The sequence below is a fragment of the Streptomyces sp. 3N207 genome (assembly GCF_052246355.1).
GTDB lineage: Bacteria > Actinomycetota > Actinomycetes > Streptomycetales > Streptomycetaceae > Streptomyces.
In genome coordinates this window covers 14,113-33,640 of the sequence record NZ_JBQQBV010000008.1, presented here as the reverse complement: position 1 = coordinate 33,640, position 19,528 = coordinate 14,113, and the positions used below count along the sequence as shown (strand labels likewise).

Annotated in this window: 12 protein-coding genes; all 12 read right to left on the bottom strand. The window is 72.9% G+C overall.

The features are described 5' to 3' along the window. Positions 1-55 precede the first annotated feature (55 nt). The 12 genes from ACTWP9_RS14340 to ACTWP9_RS14285 all read right to left on the bottom strand — a co-directional run bounded on the left by ACTWP9_RS14340 (position 56) and on the right by ACTWP9_RS14285 (position 19,242). Entirely contained in the window at positions 56-283 is a 228-nt protein-coding gene (locus tag ACTWP9_RS14340) for a phosphopantetheine-binding protein (RefSeq protein ID WP_443246499.1), read from the bottom strand. Positions 284-287: 4 nt separating this feature from the next. Next, positions 288-1,652: a hypothetical protein gene (locus ACTWP9_RS14335; RefSeq protein WP_443246498.1), complete on the bottom strand. Its 1,365-nt coding sequence runs from the start codon at positions 1,650-1,652 to the stop codon at positions 288-290. Beyond that, positions 1,645-2,766: a 3-oxoacyl-ACP synthase III family protein gene (locus ACTWP9_RS14330; RefSeq protein WP_443246497.1), complete on the bottom strand. Its 1,122-nt coding sequence runs from the start codon at positions 2,764-2,766 to the stop codon at positions 1,645-1,647. The genes ACTWP9_RS14335 and ACTWP9_RS14330 overlap by 8 nt, the downstream gene beginning before the upstream one ends. Beyond that, positions 2,766-5,789: a type I polyketide synthase gene (locus ACTWP9_RS14325; protein WP_443246496.1), complete on the bottom strand. Its 3,024-nt coding sequence runs from the start codon at positions 5,787-5,789 to the stop codon at positions 2,766-2,768. Before ACTWP9_RS14325 ends, ACTWP9_RS14330 begins: the two co-directional genes overlap by 1 nt. 2 nt (positions 5,790-5,791) lie before the next feature. Next, on the bottom strand, positions 5,792-6,130 hold the full coding sequence (locus ACTWP9_RS14320; protein ID WP_443246495.1) for an acyl carrier protein: 339 nt from the start codon (positions 6,128-6,130) through the stop codon (positions 5,792-5,794). A 34-nt stretch (positions 6,131-6,164) separates the two neighbouring features. Continuing rightward, positions 6,165-8,012: an acyl-CoA dehydrogenase family protein gene (locus ACTWP9_RS14315; protein WP_443246494.1), complete on the bottom strand. Its 1,848-nt coding sequence runs from the start codon at positions 8,010-8,012 to the stop codon at positions 6,165-6,167. Continuing rightward, positions 8,006-9,871 carry an acyl-CoA dehydrogenase family protein gene (locus ACTWP9_RS14310; RefSeq protein ID WP_443246493.1) on the bottom strand — a complete coding sequence of 622 codons (1,866 nt, stop codon included), beginning with the start codon at positions 9,869-9,871 and terminating at the stop codon, positions 8,006-8,008. The genes ACTWP9_RS14315 and ACTWP9_RS14310 overlap by 7 nt, the downstream gene beginning before the upstream one ends. Further along, positions 9,868-11,736, bottom strand: a complete 1,869-nt coding sequence (locus ACTWP9_RS14305; protein WP_443246492.1) for a fatty acyl-AMP ligase — start codon at positions 11,734-11,736, stop codon at positions 9,868-9,870. Before ACTWP9_RS14305 ends, ACTWP9_RS14310 begins: the two co-directional genes overlap by 4 nt. A 464-nt stretch (positions 11,737-12,200) precedes the next feature. Continuing rightward, positions 12,201-14,057 carry a glycoside hydrolase family 15 protein gene (locus ACTWP9_RS14300; RefSeq protein WP_443246491.1) on the bottom strand — a complete coding sequence of 619 codons (1,857 nt, stop codon included), beginning with the start codon at positions 14,055-14,057 and terminating at the stop codon, positions 12,201-12,203. Positions 14,058-14,243: 186 nt separating this feature from the next. After that, entirely contained in the window at positions 14,244-15,611 is a 1,368-nt protein-coding gene (locus tag ACTWP9_RS14295) for a lanthionine synthetase LanC family protein (RefSeq protein WP_443246490.1), read from the bottom strand. Between the two features lie 723 nt (positions 15,612-16,334). Further along, positions 16,335-17,270 carry a thiopeptide-type bacteriocin biosynthesis protein gene (locus ACTWP9_RS14290; protein ID WP_443246489.1) on the bottom strand — a complete coding sequence of 312 codons (936 nt, stop codon included), beginning with the start codon at positions 17,268-17,270 and terminating at the stop codon, positions 16,335-16,337. Between the two features lie 292 nt (positions 17,271-17,562). After that, on the bottom strand, positions 17,563-19,242 hold the full coding sequence (locus ACTWP9_RS14285; protein ID WP_443246488.1) for a tetratricopeptide repeat protein: 1,680 nt from the start codon (positions 19,240-19,242) through the stop codon (positions 17,563-17,565). Between the last annotated feature and the right edge of the window lie 286 nt (positions 19,243-19,528).

Genomic DNA, 19,528 nt, shown 5'->3' with positions numbered 1-19,528 from the left:
GAGTTCACCGCCGGCGTGCCCGGCAGTGCCTGCCGGGCGGCCGGGGCGCGCGCGGTCATGTGCCCACCGCCACGGCCCAGATGTCGCGCAGGCTGCGTGCCTGGAGTACGGCGTCCACCGGTACCGGCCGGCCCAGTTCCTGCTCCAGCAGCGCGACCAGCCGCAACAGGTGTACGGAGTCCCACTCGGCCAGCTCGGTCAGCTCCGTCCCGGCATCGGTGGCTGCGAGCGCCGTTCCGAGGTGCGTATTGGCGAGTTCGATCAGTTCTTCGACGGTACGCATGCCGTCACCACCTCCCCCCTCCTACCGGATGTGCCCGGGGTCCGGCCGGGGCTTTCCGCTCCTCGTCGGGGAGGACGGGAGTGTCGAACCAGCCGTCCGCGAGCAGACGTTCGACGTGCAGCGCGGGCTCGCCGCCCAGCGGGACCACGACGGCACCGGGCACTTCAGCGCGGACGCTCTCCCGCTCGAAAGGCGTGTCGTCGGCGAAGACGACGGCCTCCGGGGCGAGGCCCAGCTGCTCCGCGACGGTGCGCACACCCTCGGCCCTGGAACCCCAGTCCACGACGAGGGTGGCGAAATCGTCGACGCTCAGCGGGAATTCGGGGTGTGCGGCCAGGGCGCGGGCGACGGCCTCGGGGTCGTTTCTGCTGCACACGGCGAGCAGGACGCCCTGGGAGGCGAGCTGTCCGACGGTGCGCCGGAAGGCGCCGAAGGCCGCGCCGCGCAGCGTGCGGGTGCCGTCCAGAGCGAGCACCAGGCACTTCTTGGCGGCGCCGCGCAGCCCGCGGATCAGGTGCGCGGCCTCCCGCGCGTAACCGGTCAGCAGCTCGGTGGCGCAGGGCGCGTCGGCGCAGGCGCCCGTGCGCGGCTCGTCGGCGTGGGCGCCCGTGCGTGGCTCGTCGGCGCGGACGCCCGCGCGTGGCTCGTCCGCGCGGACGCCCGCGCTGGTGACCGGCTCCAGGTCGAGGACGGCGAGCCCGGCGGAGGGGTCGGCCATGTACAGCAGATCGGCGTTGAACTGCCGCCACAGCCCGCCCAGTTCGGCGCGCTGGGTGAGTGAGGTGAGCTGGTGGGTGAAGCGGTGCAGCAGCGGCACGGTGTTCAGTACGAGAGTCGCCCCGGCGGGCGCGTAGGCGGCGTGCGTCTCGGCGAGTTCGCCGAGCACCTTGCGCTGCCGCTCGGCCGCGACGCTCACCTCGATCGGCTGCCACGGCGTCGGGACCTTGTCCCAGACGGTGAGCGGGTCGAGCACACACAGGGTGACATCGGGGGCGTGGGCGTAGAGCGGGGAGCGCGGGTCGGCGAGGGCGGCGAACCGGTCGCCGCTGCCGCACACCCGGGTGCGGGCCAGGATGCCGTGCCGCGCCAGCTGTCCGGTCAGTGCGGGCACCAGCTCGCCCACGGTGCTCCGCCCGGTGACGGCAACGCGCACGGTGGGGGTGTCCGGGTGGTGGGCGAGCACCTCGTCGGGGTCGAGGGGGGCGAGCGCCCGTCCGGCGAAGTCGAGTTCGCCGGGATCCGCGGCGGCCAGCAGGCCGCGTACGGCCGGATAGGCGGCGGCGAGCCTGCCCTGCGCGTGCAGCGTGCGCAGGGAAGGGGCAGGGCCGGGGTTTCCGTACCCGGTCGGCACGCGGTCCCTCTCACGCATCGGGTGCCTCCTCGGGTGCCTCCTGGGGTGCTGCCGGCGGTACTGCTTGCGGTGCCCCTTCCGGCGCCTCGATCGTGAACCCCGCACGGATCCATTTGCTGGACTCGACAGCCAGCACCAGGGCGCGCTGCGCCCGGGTGAGGCGGGGCAGCAGGCGGTCGAGCTGGAGGAAGACCAGCGCGTTGCCGTTGTTGCCGGTGTCCGCGACACAGGAGACCGGCTCCCACTCGAATCCACGGCCCAGCTCGCTCGCGATCCGCTCGGTCATCCGGCCACTGAGCTGCGGCGGGAGGAGGTAGTCGACGGACTCGCGGCGCCAGCCCGAGACGGTGAGCAGCGTGTCGCGCAGCTCCCGGGCCAGCACCGGCACCCGGTTCTCCACCGCCTTGTAGTCCTCCGTCACCGCCGGGCGCCGCACACCGCCGGCCCGCAGATCGGCCGCGCCGAACCACTCGACGCGCTGCCCCGGCGGCAGCCCCGGCCCGGCCAGCCGGTGTTCGAGATGGGTGAGCACGGCCCGGGTGCCGGGGCGCGGCGTGCCGGTGACGACGGCTGCGCCCGCACCGTCGCCGAACAGTACGTAGTTGACCAGCGCGCCCGGCGGCAGTTCGCGGAAGTCCTGGCCCAGGTCCAGGTGTTTGCTGCATACGTCACCGCCGACCACCAGCCCCAGCCCGGACGGGCTGACCGACAGCAGGGCGCGGGCCACGGCGAACGCCTGAACGGCGCCGCTGCACCCGGACTGGAGCTGGTAGGCGGCGGCGCCCCCGATGCCGAGCCGGTCGGCCAGCAGTGCGGCGGTGGTGGGCATCAGCGCGTCCGGGGTGGCCGTCGCCAGCACGATGAAGCCGATCTCGGACGGTTCGGTGCCCGCGTCGGCCAGCGCACGGTCCGCCGCGTCGGTGCACAGGTCCTCCAGGGACCAGCGGACCCGGCCGCTGTCCAGGTCCACGGTGAAGTGCCGGGTCCTGGTGCCGATGAAGGTCTCCACCCACGCGGAGGGGATGCCCAGGCGCCGGGAGAGCCGGTCGTTGCCGACCGGCTCTCCGGGCAGCGCGGTCCCGGTGCCCAGCAGATGCACGGAGGGGGTGTCCGCCGCGCGGGCGCGGGCCATCACACGGCCGCCGGTGCCAGCAGGCCGCGCACATAGGCGGCGAGGGAGCCGATGCTCACCAGGCTGGAGAGCATCTCGGGCAGCGACAGCTCGCCCAGCTCGGGAAAGCGGACCTCCAGCCGGTACTTGAGCTCCATCAGCATCACGGAGTCGAAGCCCAGGTCGTCGTAGAAGCGCAGGTCCTCTTTCAGCTCGGTGGGGGCCCTCCCGGTGATCTCGGACACCACGGTGCGGATTCCGGCGAGGGGGTGCCCGTGTCCGTTGCTTGCGGGCTGCGGGTGCTCCCCCAAGCTCTTCGAGCAGGGGGTACCCCCAGTGCTTGGTGGGGGCACCTCCCGGCCGGAGGCTGGGGGAGCAGTTCCCCGCGCCCCTGACGGGGCGCGTCTCCCCGCCCCCCTTGCGGGGTGCACAGGTTGCCGCCAGGAGCGCCAGTTGGTGGCGAAAACGTGTGGCTGCATCCGTACGGTGCGCCGGTCCGCTTCGGCGTACAGCCGCTCCCACTCGGGGTCGAGCCCGTCCTGGTACAGCCGGGCCACCACTTCGGCGAGCTGCCGGGGTCCGGAGTCGGCGTTCCGGCAGGGGGCCAGCGCGGGGATGCCGCGCGCTGCCGTGATGCGGCGCAGCAGACCGGTCAGCACCGGCTTGGGGCCGATCTCCACGATGTGGGTGGGCGGTTCGGCACACAGCGAGCCGACGGCCTCCTCGAACCGTACGGTCGCCGGGATCTGCTCCCTCCAGTACGCGGCGTCCAGCGCGGCACCCTCGGGCAGCTGCCCGCCGTGCACCGTCGAGTGGAACGGAATCCGCGGCGGCGCCCCGGGCACGCCGTCCGCCGCTGCGGCGAAGGCGTCCAGCATCGGCTCCATCAGCGGCGAGTGGAAGGCATGCGAGACCGTCAGCGGGGTGCAGCCGAAGCCGCCCCGCTCCAGCTGTTCCCGGATCCGGGCCAGCCCCGCCAGGTCGCCGGAGAGCACGGTGGCGCCGGGTGCGTTGACGGCGGCGACCGCGCACAGCGGCTCGTCCTCGGCCAGGGCCCGCGCCTCCCGGGCGCGGGCCCGGGTGGCGAGCATGCCGCCACCCTCGGGCAGCGCCTCCATCAGCGCGCCCCGCCGCGCCACCAGCCGGGCGGCGTCGGCCAGCTCCAGCCCGCCGGCGAGCACCGCGGCGGCGAACTCGCCGATGCTGTGCCCGATCACCGCGCACGGCCGCAGCCCCAGCTCCGTCAGGGTCCTGGCCAGCGCGTACTCGACGGCGAACAGCGCGGGCTGGGTCAGCCCTGTACGGTGCACGCGCTCGCTGCCCGCGAGGAGCAGCTCGTGCACCGGCTCGCCGGTCCAGGGGCGCAGCGCGGCCGACGCGTCCTGGAGGAAGCCGCGGTAGAGCGGTGAGCCCGCGTACAGCGCGGCCGTCATCCCGGGGTACTGCGCGCCCTGCCCGGTGAACGCGAAGGCCACCATGGGCTCTTCGGCGGCTGCGACCGGCTCGGGCATCGACCCGGCCGCGGTCCGCAGCTCTTCGGCCAGCTCCTGAGGGGTGCCGGCCACCGTGGCGAACCGGCACGGCTGCGCCGACCGCACCCGGTTGCTCGTACGGCACAGTGCCGCCAGATCCCGGGAGGGGGTGGCTTCGGCTGCCGCTGCCTGGACGCGGAGGTTGGCACGCAGCGCGTCGGGGGTGTCGGCGGAGAGGGTGAAGACGCCGGATGCCGGTGCATGCGGCTCGTCGCCGCGCTGCGGGTGCGGTGCCGGGCCCAGTACGAGGTGGGCGTTGGTGCCGCCCATGCCGAAGCTGGAGACGCCGACGCGGCAGCCGGGCCCCTCGGCAGCCAGCTCCAGCGGTTCGGTCACCAGCTCCATCTGCCGTCTGTCCAGGGCAAGTTGGTTGTTCTCGGTGCCCACGGAGGGGCCGGGCGGCACGGTGCCGTGGTGTATCGCCAGTACCGCTTTGACCAGGCCCGCCATACCCGCGGCGCCCTCCGTGTGGCCGATGGCGGCCTTGACGGAGCCGAGCGCGAGCGGCACCGCACGCGGACCCTGCCGGGCGCCCAGCGCGTCGTCGAGAGCGAGGACCTCGATGAGATCGCCGAGCGCAGTGCCGGTGCCGTGTGCCTCGACGTAGCGGATCTGGCCGGGCTCGGCGCCCGCGCGTACGCACGCGGCGGTGACGACCTCCCGCTGCGCAGCGCGGTGCGGCGCCATGATGCCGTTGCTGCGCCCGTCCTGGTTGACGGCGCTGCCGTGGATGACCGCGTACACCGGGTCGCCGTGCCGTACGGCCTCGTCCAGTCTGCGCAGCGCCACCACGCCCACGCCCTCGCCACGGCCGATGCCGTCGGCCTCTGCGGCGAACGGCTTGCAGCGCCCGTCGGCGGCGGCGAGCCCGGCCTGCTGGTAGATCTGGTCCAGCGCGGTGCCGATGACGACGTTGACGCCGCAGGCCAGCGCCAGGTCGCACTCGTCGGTCAGCAGCGCGTTGCAGGCCAGGTGCACGGCCACCAGCGACGAGGAGCAGGCGGTGTCCACGGTGAGGCTGGGGCCGCGCAGATCGAGTTGGTAGGCGAGCCGGTTGGCCAGCATCGAGCGCCCGCTGCCGGTGCCGGTGCGGGGCGTGATGCCCGCGGGGTCGGCCAGCGCCAGCCGCGCCCAGTCGTCGGACATCGCGCCGACGTAGGTTCCGGTGCGGCTGCCGGCCAGCTCGGGCGGCGGCACCCCGCAGTCCTCGACGGCCCGCCAGGCGCACTGCAACAGCAGCCGCTGCTGCGGGTCCATGGCGCTCGCCTCGGCGGTGGAGATGCCGAGGAAGCCGGGGTCGAAGGCATCGGCGTCGGCGAGGAACGCGCCCTTGGCTCCGGCCCGGAACCGGGACGGCGGCGGACTGCCGACGGCGTGCGCGGTGCCGTTCAGCAGCCGCCAGTACGCGGCCGGGTCCGGAGCCCCGGGAAACGCGCAGTCCAGGCCGACGACGGCGATGGCACGCGAACTCATCTGTGCCGCCGGGCCGGCTGCCCAGTCGTGGCGCGGCATCGTCACACCTCCGCGGATCCGTCGGCGCGTGCGGTGCCGCCGCTCCGCGCGTACTCGTCGGCGAGGCAGCGGGCGAGTGCCTCGACGGTGGGGTGGTCCCAGGCGACGGTCGGCTCCAGGTAGAGCGCGAATTCGTCCTCGATGTCGCCGTAGAGGCTCAGCGCGGCGACGGAGTCCAGTCCGTACTCCGCGAACGGCGTACGCGGGTCGATGTCCTCCGCGGACCGGTTCAGGAACTCCGCCAGCCGGGCGGTCAGCCAGCGCGCGAACTCGCGCTCCCCCAGCGCCGGTTGCGTCCCTGGCGGGTCGGGGACGTGGGCTCCGATCGGTTGCGGCACCATGGCATGCTCCTCGTCCTGCTCCTCGTCCTGCTCCTCAGCCGGCGAGCGGGGTGTCGTACAGGTCGTAGCTGCGGGCCTCGTGGTACCGCGACAGCACCTCGTCCAGCAGGTGTTCCTCCCAGCCCGCGGGCAGCTTGGGCAGCGGGCGGCCGAGCCGCTTGGCGATCCGGGTGAGGGCGACCGTCAGCCACACCGGGGAGGCGAGGAAGTCCGTGGAGGCGGCGTGCGCGTCCGCCTGCCCGTCCGGGCCCCGGCCGCCGCCCTGGTTGCGCCACACTCCCAGGCAGGCCGCCGCCGCCAGCAGCAGTGCGTAGCGGTCGGCGCCCGCGTAGGCGCGGGGACTGGCCAGTACGGTGCGGTCCTTGGCGGGCATGGCGGCGCACTCCTCCTGGAGGCCGCGCAGCTCCGCCTCCAGCTCGCCGGCCAGCGCAACCAGCGGCTCGCCGTATTCGCCGGTGCGGGCGCGGAGGCCGGTGCCCGCACCGGTGCGGGCACCGGCCTCCGTGCCGCCCTCGCCCGCCAGTTCCTCGGCGGCTCCCGCCAGCGAACAGGCCAGCCCGTCCGCCGTCGCCACCAGCTCCAGCCGCGCGGGGTCCAGGGGCGGCAGCGGGTCGCGGATCCGGAAGAGCCCGTCCGGTGCCGGCGGTCCTGTGAACCACGCGGTGCGGGCCAGCCGGGGCAGCTGCGGGATGATCGTCGCCTGGCAGGCCGCGGTGCCCGCATGCCCGAGGCTGATCATCGGCAGGTCCCGTACATGCTTCTGGAAGGCGCCGTACTCGCCGCCGCGCACATAGAAGTTGGCCCCCAGCACGACGGACAGGTCGTAGGTGGTCTCCGTCAGCAGCTTGGGCAGCAGATACTTCACGGCCGCCGCGTACACGCTCGTCTCGGCAGGCAGCAGGTGGACGGCGCGGGTGGCGGCCAGCGCCAGACAGTCGCAGATCAGCAGATCGGTGAAGGCGCCGACGAGGGTGGCACGGGCGTGCGGGATCTCCAGCACCGAACGGTTGTACAGCTGCCGGTTCAGCGCGAAGCTCACAGCGGTCCGCAGCGCGGTGTCGCCCCCGCCCAGGATCATCGACGGTACGACGCTGCGGGTGATCTGGAAGGAGCGCAGCGCCAGTTCGACACCGTCGCCCAGCTCGCCGACGAGCGCGTCGCCCGCCACGGGGCAGCCGGTGAACTCGATACCGGCGTTCTGGCAGCCGCGTACCCCCACGGTGGCGTAGCGCGGCAGATAACGCAGCTGTCCGTCCGGCAGCCGGTCCTTCTCCACCAGCAGCACGGAGTGGCTGCGGCTGCCCGCGGCGTCGTCGGTACGGCTGAAGAGGACCAGCGCCTCGGCGCGGACGACGTTGTTGATCACCTGCTTGACGCCGTCGAGCAGAAACCCGCCGTCGGCGGTGGGGGTCGCACGGAACTCGTTGCGTACGAAGTCGTTGCCGTGCGCCAGCTCGTGGTACGCGATGGCCAGCCGTCCGCCGCCCAGCAGCAGTTCGGCCACCCGCCGCCGCTGCTCCTCGGTGCCGGCCGCCCATACGGCGATCGCGGCGAGGAAGGAGGTGGCACCGTACCCGAGCCCCAGGCTGGCGTCCCTGCGGAAGACGGCCCGCAGCACCCGGCCCATCGTGTCCACCCGCTCCAGCCTGCCGCCCCACTCCCTGGGTACGAACTCGGCGTTCAGCTGGAAGTCGGTCAGTACGTCCTCGGCCTCGGCGAGCAGCTCGCCCCGCTCGTCGGCGGCCAGCAGCGCCGTGATGCCCAGCGGGTTGTCCGGGTCGGACGGATCGCCGAAGCGGCGCTCCAGGTCGGCGATCCGGTGCTGGACACGGAGCTCCTCTTCGGCCCCGGTGCCCTCGGTGCCCTCGGTCGGCGTCAGCATGGTGGTCCCTCTGCTATGCGGCACGGGAGCAGGGAGAACAGCTCCCCCGCCGCGTACTGTGCTGCCATCCGTTCCAGCAGCCGCTCGTAGAGCGGCTCCCGCACCTCCTCCTCCAGCCCCCAGGGCCGCGGCAACGGCCCGGTACTGCCGGGTACAGCCTCCTCCAGCGCGCTCGAGAGCCGGTCCAGCACCGCCTGGAGCCACAGCGGCGACGGCTGGCTGTTGTGCCGCCACAGCCCCAGCGCGCAGGCCGCGGCGAAGCAGGCGCTGTAGCCGCGCGCCAGCTCGAAGCTTTCCGCGGGCGCCCCGCCCGGCACCAGCCGGGCAGCCCCCATCCGGGCATGCAACTCGCCGCAGGCTGCCGTCAGGGTGCGTGCCGTCCGCGCCGCGGCGGCCAGCCGCACATCACCGGCCGCGGCACGTTCGAGAGCCGCCGTGTTCCCGGGCAACGAGGCCATCAGCGTGCTGCCGCGCCGGGCCAGCAGGCTGAGCCGGTCAGGCCGCAGATCCGGCAGCGCGCGTACGAGGGAGAAGGTGTCGGCCTCCCGGTCCGCGTGCCGGTCCGAGTGCCGGTCCGGTGCGGTGAACTCGCGGGCCAGCGTGCGGAACTGGGCGGTGAGCGCGTACAGGTTCACCATCGTGTTGCCGTCGAAGATGCCGACGATGCGGTGGTCGCGCTCCAGCTTCTGGAAGCGCCCGTGCGCGTGGTAGTCGCTGAGGAACGCACGCGCCCCCAGCACCCCGCGCAGCCGCAGCAGCATCCGGTCCACCAGGGTGGGCACCAGGTACTTGGCGACGGCCGAGGTGACACTCAGCTCGCCCGGGAGCGTGTGGATGCTGCGTGCCGCGACCGCGCTGACCGCCTCGGCGGCCAGCAGGTCGCCGTAACACTCCGCCAGCGTCCGCCGCACCAGCGGCAGATCCAGCATCCGCCGCCCGTACAGCTCCCGCTCGGCGGCGAAGCCGTGGGCGAGCCGCAGCCCGTGGTCGGCGGCGCCCAGCGAGAGCGCCGTACACAGCGAGCGGGTGATCTGGAGCGCCTTCAGCACGGTTTCCGGGCCCTCGCCCTCCCGCCCCACCAGGCACTCGCGGCCCACCGGTGCCCCGTCCAAGGCGATGCCGCTGATGTCGGCGCCCCGGATGCCGAGCGTGGGCACCTTGGGCAGGGTGCGGAAGGTGCCGGCCGGCAGCTCCGCCTTGTCCACGAGCAGCAGGCTGAAGCCGCGCGGCCCGCCCTCCGGCGCCGTACGGGCCAGCAGACAGACGAGCCGGCCGCGGGTGGCGTTGTTGATCAGCCACTTCTCACCGGAAATACGATAGCCGTCGGCCGTCGGCTCGGCGACGACCTCGCCGGCCATCAGATCGCTGCCGTGGGCGCGTTCGGTCAGCCCCAGTGAGACGGGCTCCCCCGCGCGCACCAGAGCGGCCAGCCGCGCCGCGCCCGCGCCCTCCTCGGCGACCCAGATGCACACGGCACCCAGAAACGTCTTGCCGTGCCCCACCGCCGTCGTCAGATCCCGCCGGGCGAGAGTACGGATCAGCTCCAGCAGCTGCGGCAGGCTGGTGAGGGTGCCGCCGTACTGCGCCGGCACGTAGTAATGCTGGACACCCAGTTCGTCGAGCGCGGCGCAGGCGGCCGAGGGGAACTCCTCGGCGGCGTCCTCGCGGGCCGCGGTGGCGTAACCGAACGGCCCGGTGCTGTCGTGGGGGTCACCGAGCCAGGCGTCCAGCCGTTCGGCCAGCGGCCACCGCGCAACGGGCACCGAAGACGGTTCCCGGGTGACCGACGCCGAGGCGGGCTCCCGGGTGGGGGCCGGCTCGGGCCCCTGCCGTGTACGCCGCCCGGGCAGCACCGTCATCGTCGCTCCCCCGCGCCGCGGCGGCTGCCTGCGCGGGCGTCGGCCCCGGCGTCGACGAGCTTGCGCACCTCGGGCGCTATCACCTCGTGCAGCGGCTGGATCTGTCCCTCCAGGAACATCTGCCGCATGGCGCGGCGCTGCAGCTTGCCGCTGGTGGTCCTGCGCACGGTGCCGGGGCGCACCAGCAGTACGTTCTCGGCGGCCACCTCGAACTCCCGGGCCACGCACTGCTGCACATCCGCCGCCAGCGATGCCAGCCGAGTGTCGTAGTTGCGGCTGGTGCGTACCTCCTGCACGACCACCACATGGTCCCGGTCCGACTCCACGGAGAACGCGGCACTGGAGCCGAAGAGTGCGCTGACCTGCTGCACGCTGCGCTCGATGTCCTGCGGGTACAGATTGCGCCCGGCGACGATCATGATGTCCTTGAGCCGTCCGGTGACGAACAGCTCCCCGCCGTCCAGCACGCCCAGATCTCCCGTACGCAGGAAACCCTCGGTGCCGTCGGCAGTGGTGGCGCGGAAGGCGTGCGCGTTGTCCAGCGGCCGGTTCCAGTAGCCGTGCGCCACGCTGTCCCCGCGCACCCACACCTCGCCGACCCGCCCGTCCGGCAGCTGCGCGTGGCTCTCCGGGTCGACGATCCGCACCTCGCAGCCGCGCGGGATGCCCGAACTGACCAGGGTGCGGCTCGGTCTGCCCGGCCGCGCCTCGCAGACGGAGTGGCGCTCCAGGTCGCCCGAGTCGACGGTGCGCTCCAGCGCCGGGGAGCCGGGCGTCCCCCCGGAAACCAGCAGGGTCGCCTCGGCCAGCCCGTAGCAGGGGTAGAACGCCGAGCGGCGGAACCCGGCGGGTGCGAACCGCTCGGCGAATGCGTCCATCGTCTCGGCACGCACCGGCTCGGCCCCGTTGACGGCCGTCGTCCAGCGGGAGAGGTCCAGCCCGCTCAGCTGCTCGTCGGTGACACGGCGCAGACACAGGTCGTAGCCGAGGTTCGGGCCGCCACCCGTGGTGATGCCGTAGCTGTCCACCATGCGCAGCCAGTTGACCGGGCGCTTGACGAAGCTGATCGGCGGCATGAGCACGCCCCTGCTGCCCAGCCACAACGGGTGCAGCAGATGGCCCGCCAGGCCCATGTCGTGGTGGAACGGCAGCCAGCCGCCGACCACCGAGTCGCCCGTCGTACGCATCCCCTGCCGGATGGCCTCCTGGTTGGCGAGCATGTTCCGGTGCGTCACCATGACGCCCTTGGGGTCGCTGACCGATCCGGAGGTGTACTGCAGATATGCGACGTCGTCGGGGAAGAGCCCGGGCTCGTGCCACTCGGGCGCAGGCGCGCTGTCCGTGCTCGTCGCCCGGTCGGTGGCCAGGCAGACGACCTCGGAGTGACCGATCGTTGCCAGCAGTTGGGAGACGGCGGAGGCGTTCGCGGAGTCCGTCATCAGATAGCTGACGGCGGCGTCCTTGATGATGTTCCCGACCCGCTCCACGTTCTGCCGGGCGCCGCTGGGCGGCGGCGCCGGGACGGCCACGGCGCCGGCGAACAGGCAGCCGAGGAAGCTGGTGACGAACTGCGCGCCGTCGGTGTGCAGGATCAGCACCCGCTGCCCGTGACAGCCGCGCTCCTGGAGCCAGGCGGCCAGCTGGAGGGAGCGGGTGCCCAGATCGCCGTAGCTGAGGGAGTCGGCTTCGAGCCGGTCGTCGCGGCCTGCCCGGACGAACTGGTAAGCGGTCGCTTCGGGCCGCTCGTGGATTCTCCGCAGTGCGAGTTCCGAGAAGTTCCTGGGCACAGCCATCATCGCCCCCATAGCCCCGTTGGCGGCCCGCCCGACGGGCGGGCCTTTCCGGACGACACGCGAACGTGTCATCTCTGGCCAGAGCTTGACTCGACCCTCTCAAGTCCCCCTTTATTCACCGTGGATCCTTGCGGATCGCGGGCCGCCGCCTTGTTCTCCCTCACATCGAAATGCGGGACCACCCAGAGCATTCCGTACGTGGAGAGGGCCCTCCACACCGCTGCCAATGCCTTGCGAATCCACACGTGTCCTCCCGGGGCAACCGACTGGGCCCCCAGCGTGAGAGCTCCCACTCGTGGACGGCTCTAAAGCCCGACGGGGTGCCCCTGCCCGTGGCACGCGGACTGCGGGCGCATTGTGGTTGCTGGGGGCACCTCCCGGCCGGAGGCTGGGGGAGCAGTTCCCCGCGCCCCTTCGGGGCGCGTCCCCCTGCGGAGCTTGGGAGGTCTGCTCCCCCAAGCTCTTCGAGCAGGGGGTACCCCCAGGCGCAGGGCTGGCAAGCGCAGCCCCCACGCCGGGCAAGCGGAATGTCGGTGTCAGCCCTCACCTTCGGCGGGGCGCCCCAGGCGCAACGCGGCGTCTATGAGGGGCACATGGCTGAAGGCCTGCGGGAAGTTGCCGACCAGCCGTTGGCGCGCGGTGTCGAACTCCTCCGCGAGGAGGCCCACATCGTTGCGGAGGGCCAGCAGACGTTCGAAGAGCCGGCGGCCCTCGGCGGGGCGGCCGATGAGGGCGAGATCGTGCGCCAGCCAGAAGGAGCAGGCGAGGAAGACGCCCTCCCCGCCGGGCAGCCCGTCCCCCTCGCCGGTGACGGGGTAGCGGCGTACGAAACCGTCCTCGCACAGCTCCCGCTGCACCGCCTCCACCGTGCCGACGACCCGCGGATCGTCCGGCGGCAGAAAGCCCACCTGCGGTATCAGCAGCAGCGAGGCGTCCAGTTCACTCGAACCGTAGGACTGGGTGAAGGTGTTGCGGTCCGCGTCGTACCCCTTGGCGCACACCTCACGATGTACGTCGTCCCGCAGGGCACGCCACCGCGCGACGGGCCCCTCCAGGCCGAGCCGGGAGAGCCGGCGCACCGTACGGTCGGCGGCCACCCACGTCATCACCTTGGAGTGGGTGAAGTGCCGCCTGGGCCCGCGGACCTCCCAGATGCCCTCATCGGGCTCGCGCCAGTTGGACTCCAGGTAGTTCATGAGCTTCATCTGGAGGATGTGCGTGCTGTCGTCGCGGGCATCGGGCGTCAGCCCGGAGGTCTGGCCGAGCCACAGCGCGTCGACGACCTCCCCGTACACATCCAGCTGGAGCTGGTCGGCTGCGCCGTTGCCGATGCGTACCGGCCGGGAGCCCTCGTACCCCGGCAGCCAGGCCAGTTCGGACTCGGCGAGCTCCCGCTCACCGGCGACGCCGTACATGATCTGGAGGTTCTGCGCGTCACCGGCCACCGCCCGCAGCAGCCACTCGCGCCAGCGCCGGGCCTCCTCGCGGTACCCGGTGCGCAGCAGCGCGCCCAGCGTGATGGCGGCGTCCCGCAGCCAGGTGTAGCGGTAGTCCCAGTTGCGTACCCCGCCGAGTTCCTCGGGCAGCGAGGTGGTGGGCGCGGCGACGATGCCACCGGTGGGCGCATAGGTGAGGGCCTTGAGGGTGATGAGGGAGCGGACGACGGCCTCCCGCCAGCGCCCGGTGTAGCTGCACTGAGCGGTCCAGCCGTCCCAGAACCGCTCGGTGCCGCGCAGCAGTTCTTCCGCGTCGGGCCGGGGCGGCGCGGCCAGGTGCGAGGGCTGCCAGCTGAGGGTGAGCGTCACCCGCCGGCCCGCGGTGACGGTGAAGTCGGCGTGGGTGGTCAGGTCGCTGCCGTACGTCTCGGCGTCGGTGTCCAGCCACAGCGAGTCCGGCCCCGCGACGGCGACGGTACGGTCCGCCAGGCCGGTACCGCGCCGCCCGCCCTCCCGCCGTACCCACGGCACGACGCGGCCGTAGCTGAACCGCATCCGCAGCGCGGAGCTCATCCGCACCCGCCCGGAGACGCCCTCCACGATCCGCACCAGGCACGGTGCCGCGTTCCGGCGCGGCGGCATGAAGTCGGTGACCCGTACGGTGCCCTCGGGCGTGTCCCACTCAGACTCCAGCACAAGCGAGTCGCCCCGGTAGCGGCGCCGCGCGGCGGCCCGCCCCTGGCTCCGGCCGGGAGGTTCCCCCACCACCGGCGCCGGGCCGCGGGCGGCGGGCGCCAGCCGCCAGAACCCGTGGTCGTCGGTGCCCAGAAGACCGGCGAAGACGGCGGGCGAGTCGAAGCGCGGCAGACACAGCCAGTCCACCGAGCCGTCCCTGGCGACCAGTGCGGCCGTCTGCATGTCCCCGATCAGCGCGTAGTCCTCGATCAGCGTCGCCACCCGGCCTCCCTGAAACCGCCGTAGGGCCTACGGCCACCACCGCCAGCACAAGCGCCTGCCGTGGAGTTTCGCTAGAGCCCGACTGGCGAGGGAGTGCCCCTTCCTGGCGTACGCAGGCTGCGGGTCCCGTTGTGGCTGGTCGCGCAGTTCCCCGCGCCCCTTGCGGGGCGCCCCCTGGGGAGGGGTTCAGCGCAGGCCCAGGCAGGACAGCCATGTGCGGCTGCCGCCCGTCGCGGTCAGCATGGCGGCGAGGACACCGCCGACGCCGCCGAGCAGCCCGCACCGTTCCTCGGCCAGCGCCGCCAACTCGTCCTCATGCGCGACCAGAAGACCCAGCAGTCGGCCCCGCAGCTGGGTGGCGGCGGGCAACCGGCCGTGGCAGTGCAGCGCGTCGGCGATCGCCAGCACGCCCGCAGCACCGTGGCACAGACCGAGCCGGTCGCCGGGATGGTCCCCGAAGAGGTGGTAGCCCTCATGGAAGCCTTCGGCCAGCGAGGTGAAAGCGGACGCCGCCCAGTTGGACGCCGCCCCGCCCTCGAGCACGTCGGCCGCCTCCCACAGCGCCCAGGAGACACCGGGTGTGCCGTAACACCACCCTTGGCGCGCGTGCGCGCCGGGCAGCCGGGGCGCTCCGTCGGACCCGCAGCCGTTCCAGGAGCGGATGTCCCGCGCGTCGTCGAAGGACTCGCCCACCAGCCAGCGGCAGGTGTGACCGAGCGCGGCGGTCAGCTCAGGACGCGGACCCAGCCGCCGTACGGCCGCACTGAGCGCCACCGTGACGCCTGCGACCCCGTGCCCCATACCGGTGTTGATACGCCCGTGCAGCCAGCCCAGCAGCGGATGGTCGGGGTAGTGGGTGCGCAGGCCGGGCAGTTCGGCAGTGTCGCAGAGGGCGGCAAGGTGCTCGGCGTACGCGGCCAGCCCCGCCTCGCCAGGCGCCCTCCCGTTCGGAACGCCCTCCGTCAGCCCCTTCCCGAAACCCTTGGGCGCGCGCCTCGTGTCGTCCGTCCCAGCCAGTGTGCTTCGCGGCCCGGCCACCCTGTCCCGCGTACTCCCCGCGTGGGGCAGGTCCCCGGTCAGCGCGAGGAGGACGCCGGAGGGGCCGAGGATCAGGTCGTAGTCGGGGAAGGTGACCGCCCCATAGGGCACTTGGCCGCTGACGGGCCGGTCCAGCAGCCGGTCCCGCAGCCGGTCGGCGACCGGATGCAGCGCCGGATGCAGTACGGCACACTGCCGCAGCCCCACGAGCGTCCCGGCGAGCCCGCCGTCGTACAGCCCGCGGTGGCCCGGCCCGCGTCCCGCCGCCCGGGCCCATACCGCGCAGGCACGGGCCGCGACCACCGCCGCCTCGGCACCTCCGGCCGCGGCCACCTGCCGCGCCAGTACGGGGATTCCGGGATCACCGGCCTGTTCGGGCGACGCCCCGACGGATACGTCGGGCGGACGCTGTACCGCGGCCTGTCTGGCGCGGTCGGCCCATCGGTCGAGCGCGGCGACGGCGACCCGCAGGGCCACCGTACGGATCCCCGCATCGGTGAGAGTGTGCTGGGTCATGGCGGGCCCCTCCTTTCTGTTCGCTGTTCTGTTCGCTGTTCTGTCGCTGCTGATGTGGTGTCCGTCGCCTGTTGATGTGGTGCCTGTTGCTGTTGGGTGGCGTCCCGTCGCTGCTGGGTGGCGTCCGTCGCCTGTTGATGCGGCGTCGTCGCCTGTTGATGCGGCGTCCGCCCCGGCGCACCGCCGCTGTGGGAGGACGGACGGGCGCCGGGGAGGCCGGTTGCCGCGCCGCACCAGGCGGCAGCAGCGCGTTCTGCGAGCTCTTCCGCCGTACGGCGGCAGGAGGTGCAGCAACTGGGAGACCACGCCGAGCGGTTCGGCGGCTTCCGACAGGCTGGCTCCAGCAGCCTTTCGCGTACCTGATTCCGTACCCGAGTCCGCACCGGTCCGGCACCTGCTTCGGTACCCGGTGCCGCACCGGATGCCGTACCCGCTTCCGCACCCGATGCCGAACTCGATCCCGTACCCGCTCGGGCGCGGCCCAGCGGTCGCAGCAGGCAGTCGCCGGGCGATCCGGGCGTACGCACCGGCCGCCGCCCCTCATACCGGGTCCGCGGCGTCGGCCCGTGGGGCGCCGCCGGGGGATCGGGCAGCGCCCCTCCAATTGCCGCCCCGCGCAACGTCGGCGCACCCGCGGCCGACCCGCGCGGCAGCGCGCTCATCACCGGGCCGGGTGGGCCCGCGGGTGCCGGGTGGCCTCTTTCGGGCCTCGTGACGGCGACGTCAGCGCCGGGTCGGTCTGCCCGCATGGGGAACCCCTCCGTCGGATGCCAGCGCGTCGGTCAGCAGGCTCTGGCGAGCGAGGGACAGTCGGCCTCGGTTCCAGTGGAAGACGGTGAAGTAGGCGGCGGCCGTGTTCGGCCCTACCGTTGCCCCGCCTGCTTCGAAGTACCCCTGCCGCCAGCGGGTGGCTGCCTGACGGACCGCCTCGGCGTGCCGGTTCAGTGCGGGGCGACGCTTCTCGGGGAAGGCGCGCAGCGCCTCTTCGCGGGATGCGCGCCAGTACCCGACGATGGCCGCGGCAACCTGCTGCCGTGCCGCCGGATCGACGCCCGCCGCCGCGCCTCTCAGCCCGCGCCCGGCCTCGCGGCTCAGGGCGTGCCACACCCCGTGCCACACCCCACGCTGCTCCCAGCCGACGATGTCCAGCCCGGCAAAGAGCTCCCGCAGCAGCAACAGCGAATGCCGCCAAGCCGTCAACTGCCCCTCGCAGCCCGTGTGCGCGACATGGTGATCCAGCCAGGCGAAGGAATCGAGGGTGAACAGGTCGTGCACGTACGCCATCGACGCCGGGCCGCCGAAGAGATACTGCTCAGGCTCGTACACCACGCACACCGGCCGCGTCCGCACACCCTCGCACCGGGCGAGCCGACGCAGCAACGCGGCCCGCAACGGTGCGGCGCCGTCCGCACCGGACGCCTGAAAGCACACCCGCATTCCGGGTTCCTTGTGCATGAAGAAGAAGTTCCGCGCTCGATCCGCGCCGAGGAATTCGCGTGCCACCATGCCAAGTTCCGCACAGAAATGCGCGCGGGCCCGCTCCTCCTGCTCCACAGCCAGATTGACCTGCACCCAGGGCGCGTACGCCCTCGAATCCCGCGCGGCGGCGAGCCCGGCGGCAACTCCCGCCGACAGAGCCGCCCGACCACGCGAGCGCATCTCCCGCAACCGTTCCCCCGCGGCAGACCGGGAATGCGGCGGGCGCAGCAAATACCAAGCATCGGGCAATTCCAGCCCCTTTCGCCGGTGATTACGCTGCCGCAATCACGTCACAAAAGGGACTTGCCCGCCTTTCCGGCCATCGAACGACCGACCACTTCTCTTCATATAACCGGCAGTTGTACGCCGGAGCACTGCCACAAGGCAGCGGGCGCCGAACCCGCAAGCAAAGCAACGCGCCACGTATGAGCATGGGCCGGGGCCGGGGCCGGGGCAGCATCGGGAGCTGCTGTCAGTCTGCCGAGATCCGTTGGGTAAGAGTCTCCGCCGAGACGAAGGACTCCGGCGGAGTGGAGGACCCCGCGGAAGCGACGGACCCCGCGGAAGCGACGGACCCCGCGGAAGCGGGCGATCCCCCGGAAGTACGGGCTCCCCCAGAAGCGACGGACCCCGCAGAAGCGACGCTTTCAGCGGGATCGACGGACTCCGCAGAGGCGAGGCTCTCCGCAGAAGCGACGCACTCCGCCAAGGCGAGGGTTTCCGCCGGGGTGGCGGCACCAGCCAGCGCACCCTTGCCGAGGGCGGCCAGATCGGTGGCCTTTGCACGGGCGGTGGCGGCCAGCGCCGCCCTGCCCAACTCGTCGGCGAGGCGGGCCTGGCCAAGCCAGTTGTAGGGGCTGGTGGGGCGTAGATTGAGGCGTTCGCTCAGCAGGGTGCGGGCCAACTCGAACCGGCGTGCCCGCAGCGCCGCCTCGACCAGCGTGCGCTCCACCGCGTCCCGCTGTGCATGGCTGCCGCCGAACGTATGGAGCCGCCCGCGCAGCGGCAGCAACAGCTCGACAGCCTCCTCGTACCGCCCCCGCGCGAAGGCGATCAGCGCCCGGCAGACCGGCAACCCGACCTCCGCCGTCATGGTGTGGTTGGTGACGCCCGGATGCGGACGCTCCGCCCACTCCGTACGGTCGGCCACCAGCGCCTCGGCCTCCCGCACCCGACCGGCACCGAGATAGGCCATGACGGCATGGGTGTCGTTGAAGGCATAGTGGGGACCGTCCCCGCGTGCCGCCCAGGCATCGGCCAACGGGCCCCAACGGTCGCCGACAGCCCGCCGGGCCTCCTCCCCATCCAGGTAGAGCCGCCACAACAGCGCGGCCGCGTCCAGCAGTTCGAGAGCCAGTCCCGCGGAAGAGGCGGGATCGTGCACAGCGTCGTAGATCTCCAGCACGCGGCCCGTATCGCCTGACTCCAGCGCATAGAGGGCGTAGTGCCACCAGTTGTGCACCGCCATCATGTTGTTGGCGCCCCAGTCCCGCGTACGCGCGTCGAGATAGCGGATGCCCTCCGCAAAGCGCCCCTGCATCTCCAGGGTGTGTACGACTGCGTGGATGCCCCATACATCGCCCGGCTGCCGCTCCACAGCGGCCGACGCCAGCTGTTCCGCCCGGGCATAGTGCCCCGACTCCTCCAGACCGAAGCCGAACATACCCAGCAGCGGACCGTAGTGCGGATCCTCATCGTCCCAGGCCGTCAACGCCCCGGCGATCCGGTCACGCAGCGATGCGGCGTTCCCGGTGAAGAAGTCGATCTGGTGTCCGACCGCCAACGCCAGAGTGTCCCGCGGCCAGCTGACGTTGATCTCACGCAACAGCGCACCGGCCCGCTCGATGTCCCCGCCGAGCCAGACGGACGCCGCACACAGGTGGGCCCGCTCGCGCTCGGTGAAGTTGGTGTGGTCCGCCCCGGCACGGAAGCGCGCGAACTCCTCACCCGCAGCTGCCGCCTGGGTCTGCTCGGTACCGAGCAGACCCAGATACGCGGCGAACACCTGGCCCAGCGGCGCCCCCGGCGCCACCCGACGCATCGCACCGACGGACTCGGCAACATCACCCCGGAAGAACAGCAGCGAGTCGACCGCGCTCTCGTACCACGCCGCTGCCTCCGCACCACCATCGCCGCTGCCGAGCCCACTCATCTCCAGCCCATGCCGGTCCCTCTGTCGACGGCCACCCCGCCCGGCCCTCGCCGTCCCGCCCGGCGCGACCCTGCCGGAGGCAGCCCCCTCCCCCGAGCCCGAACCCGAACCAGCCCCGCCACCCACCGACACCCCGCACGCCGAGCCCCCAGCCAACCCAATCCCGCCAGGCTCTTTCAGGACTGGCCCGCCCCCGGCAAGCTCCGCTGAGGCCGACCCGTCCCTGGCAAGCTCCGCGGAGGCCGACCGGTCGTTGGCAAGCTCCGCTGAGGCCGACCCGTCCCTG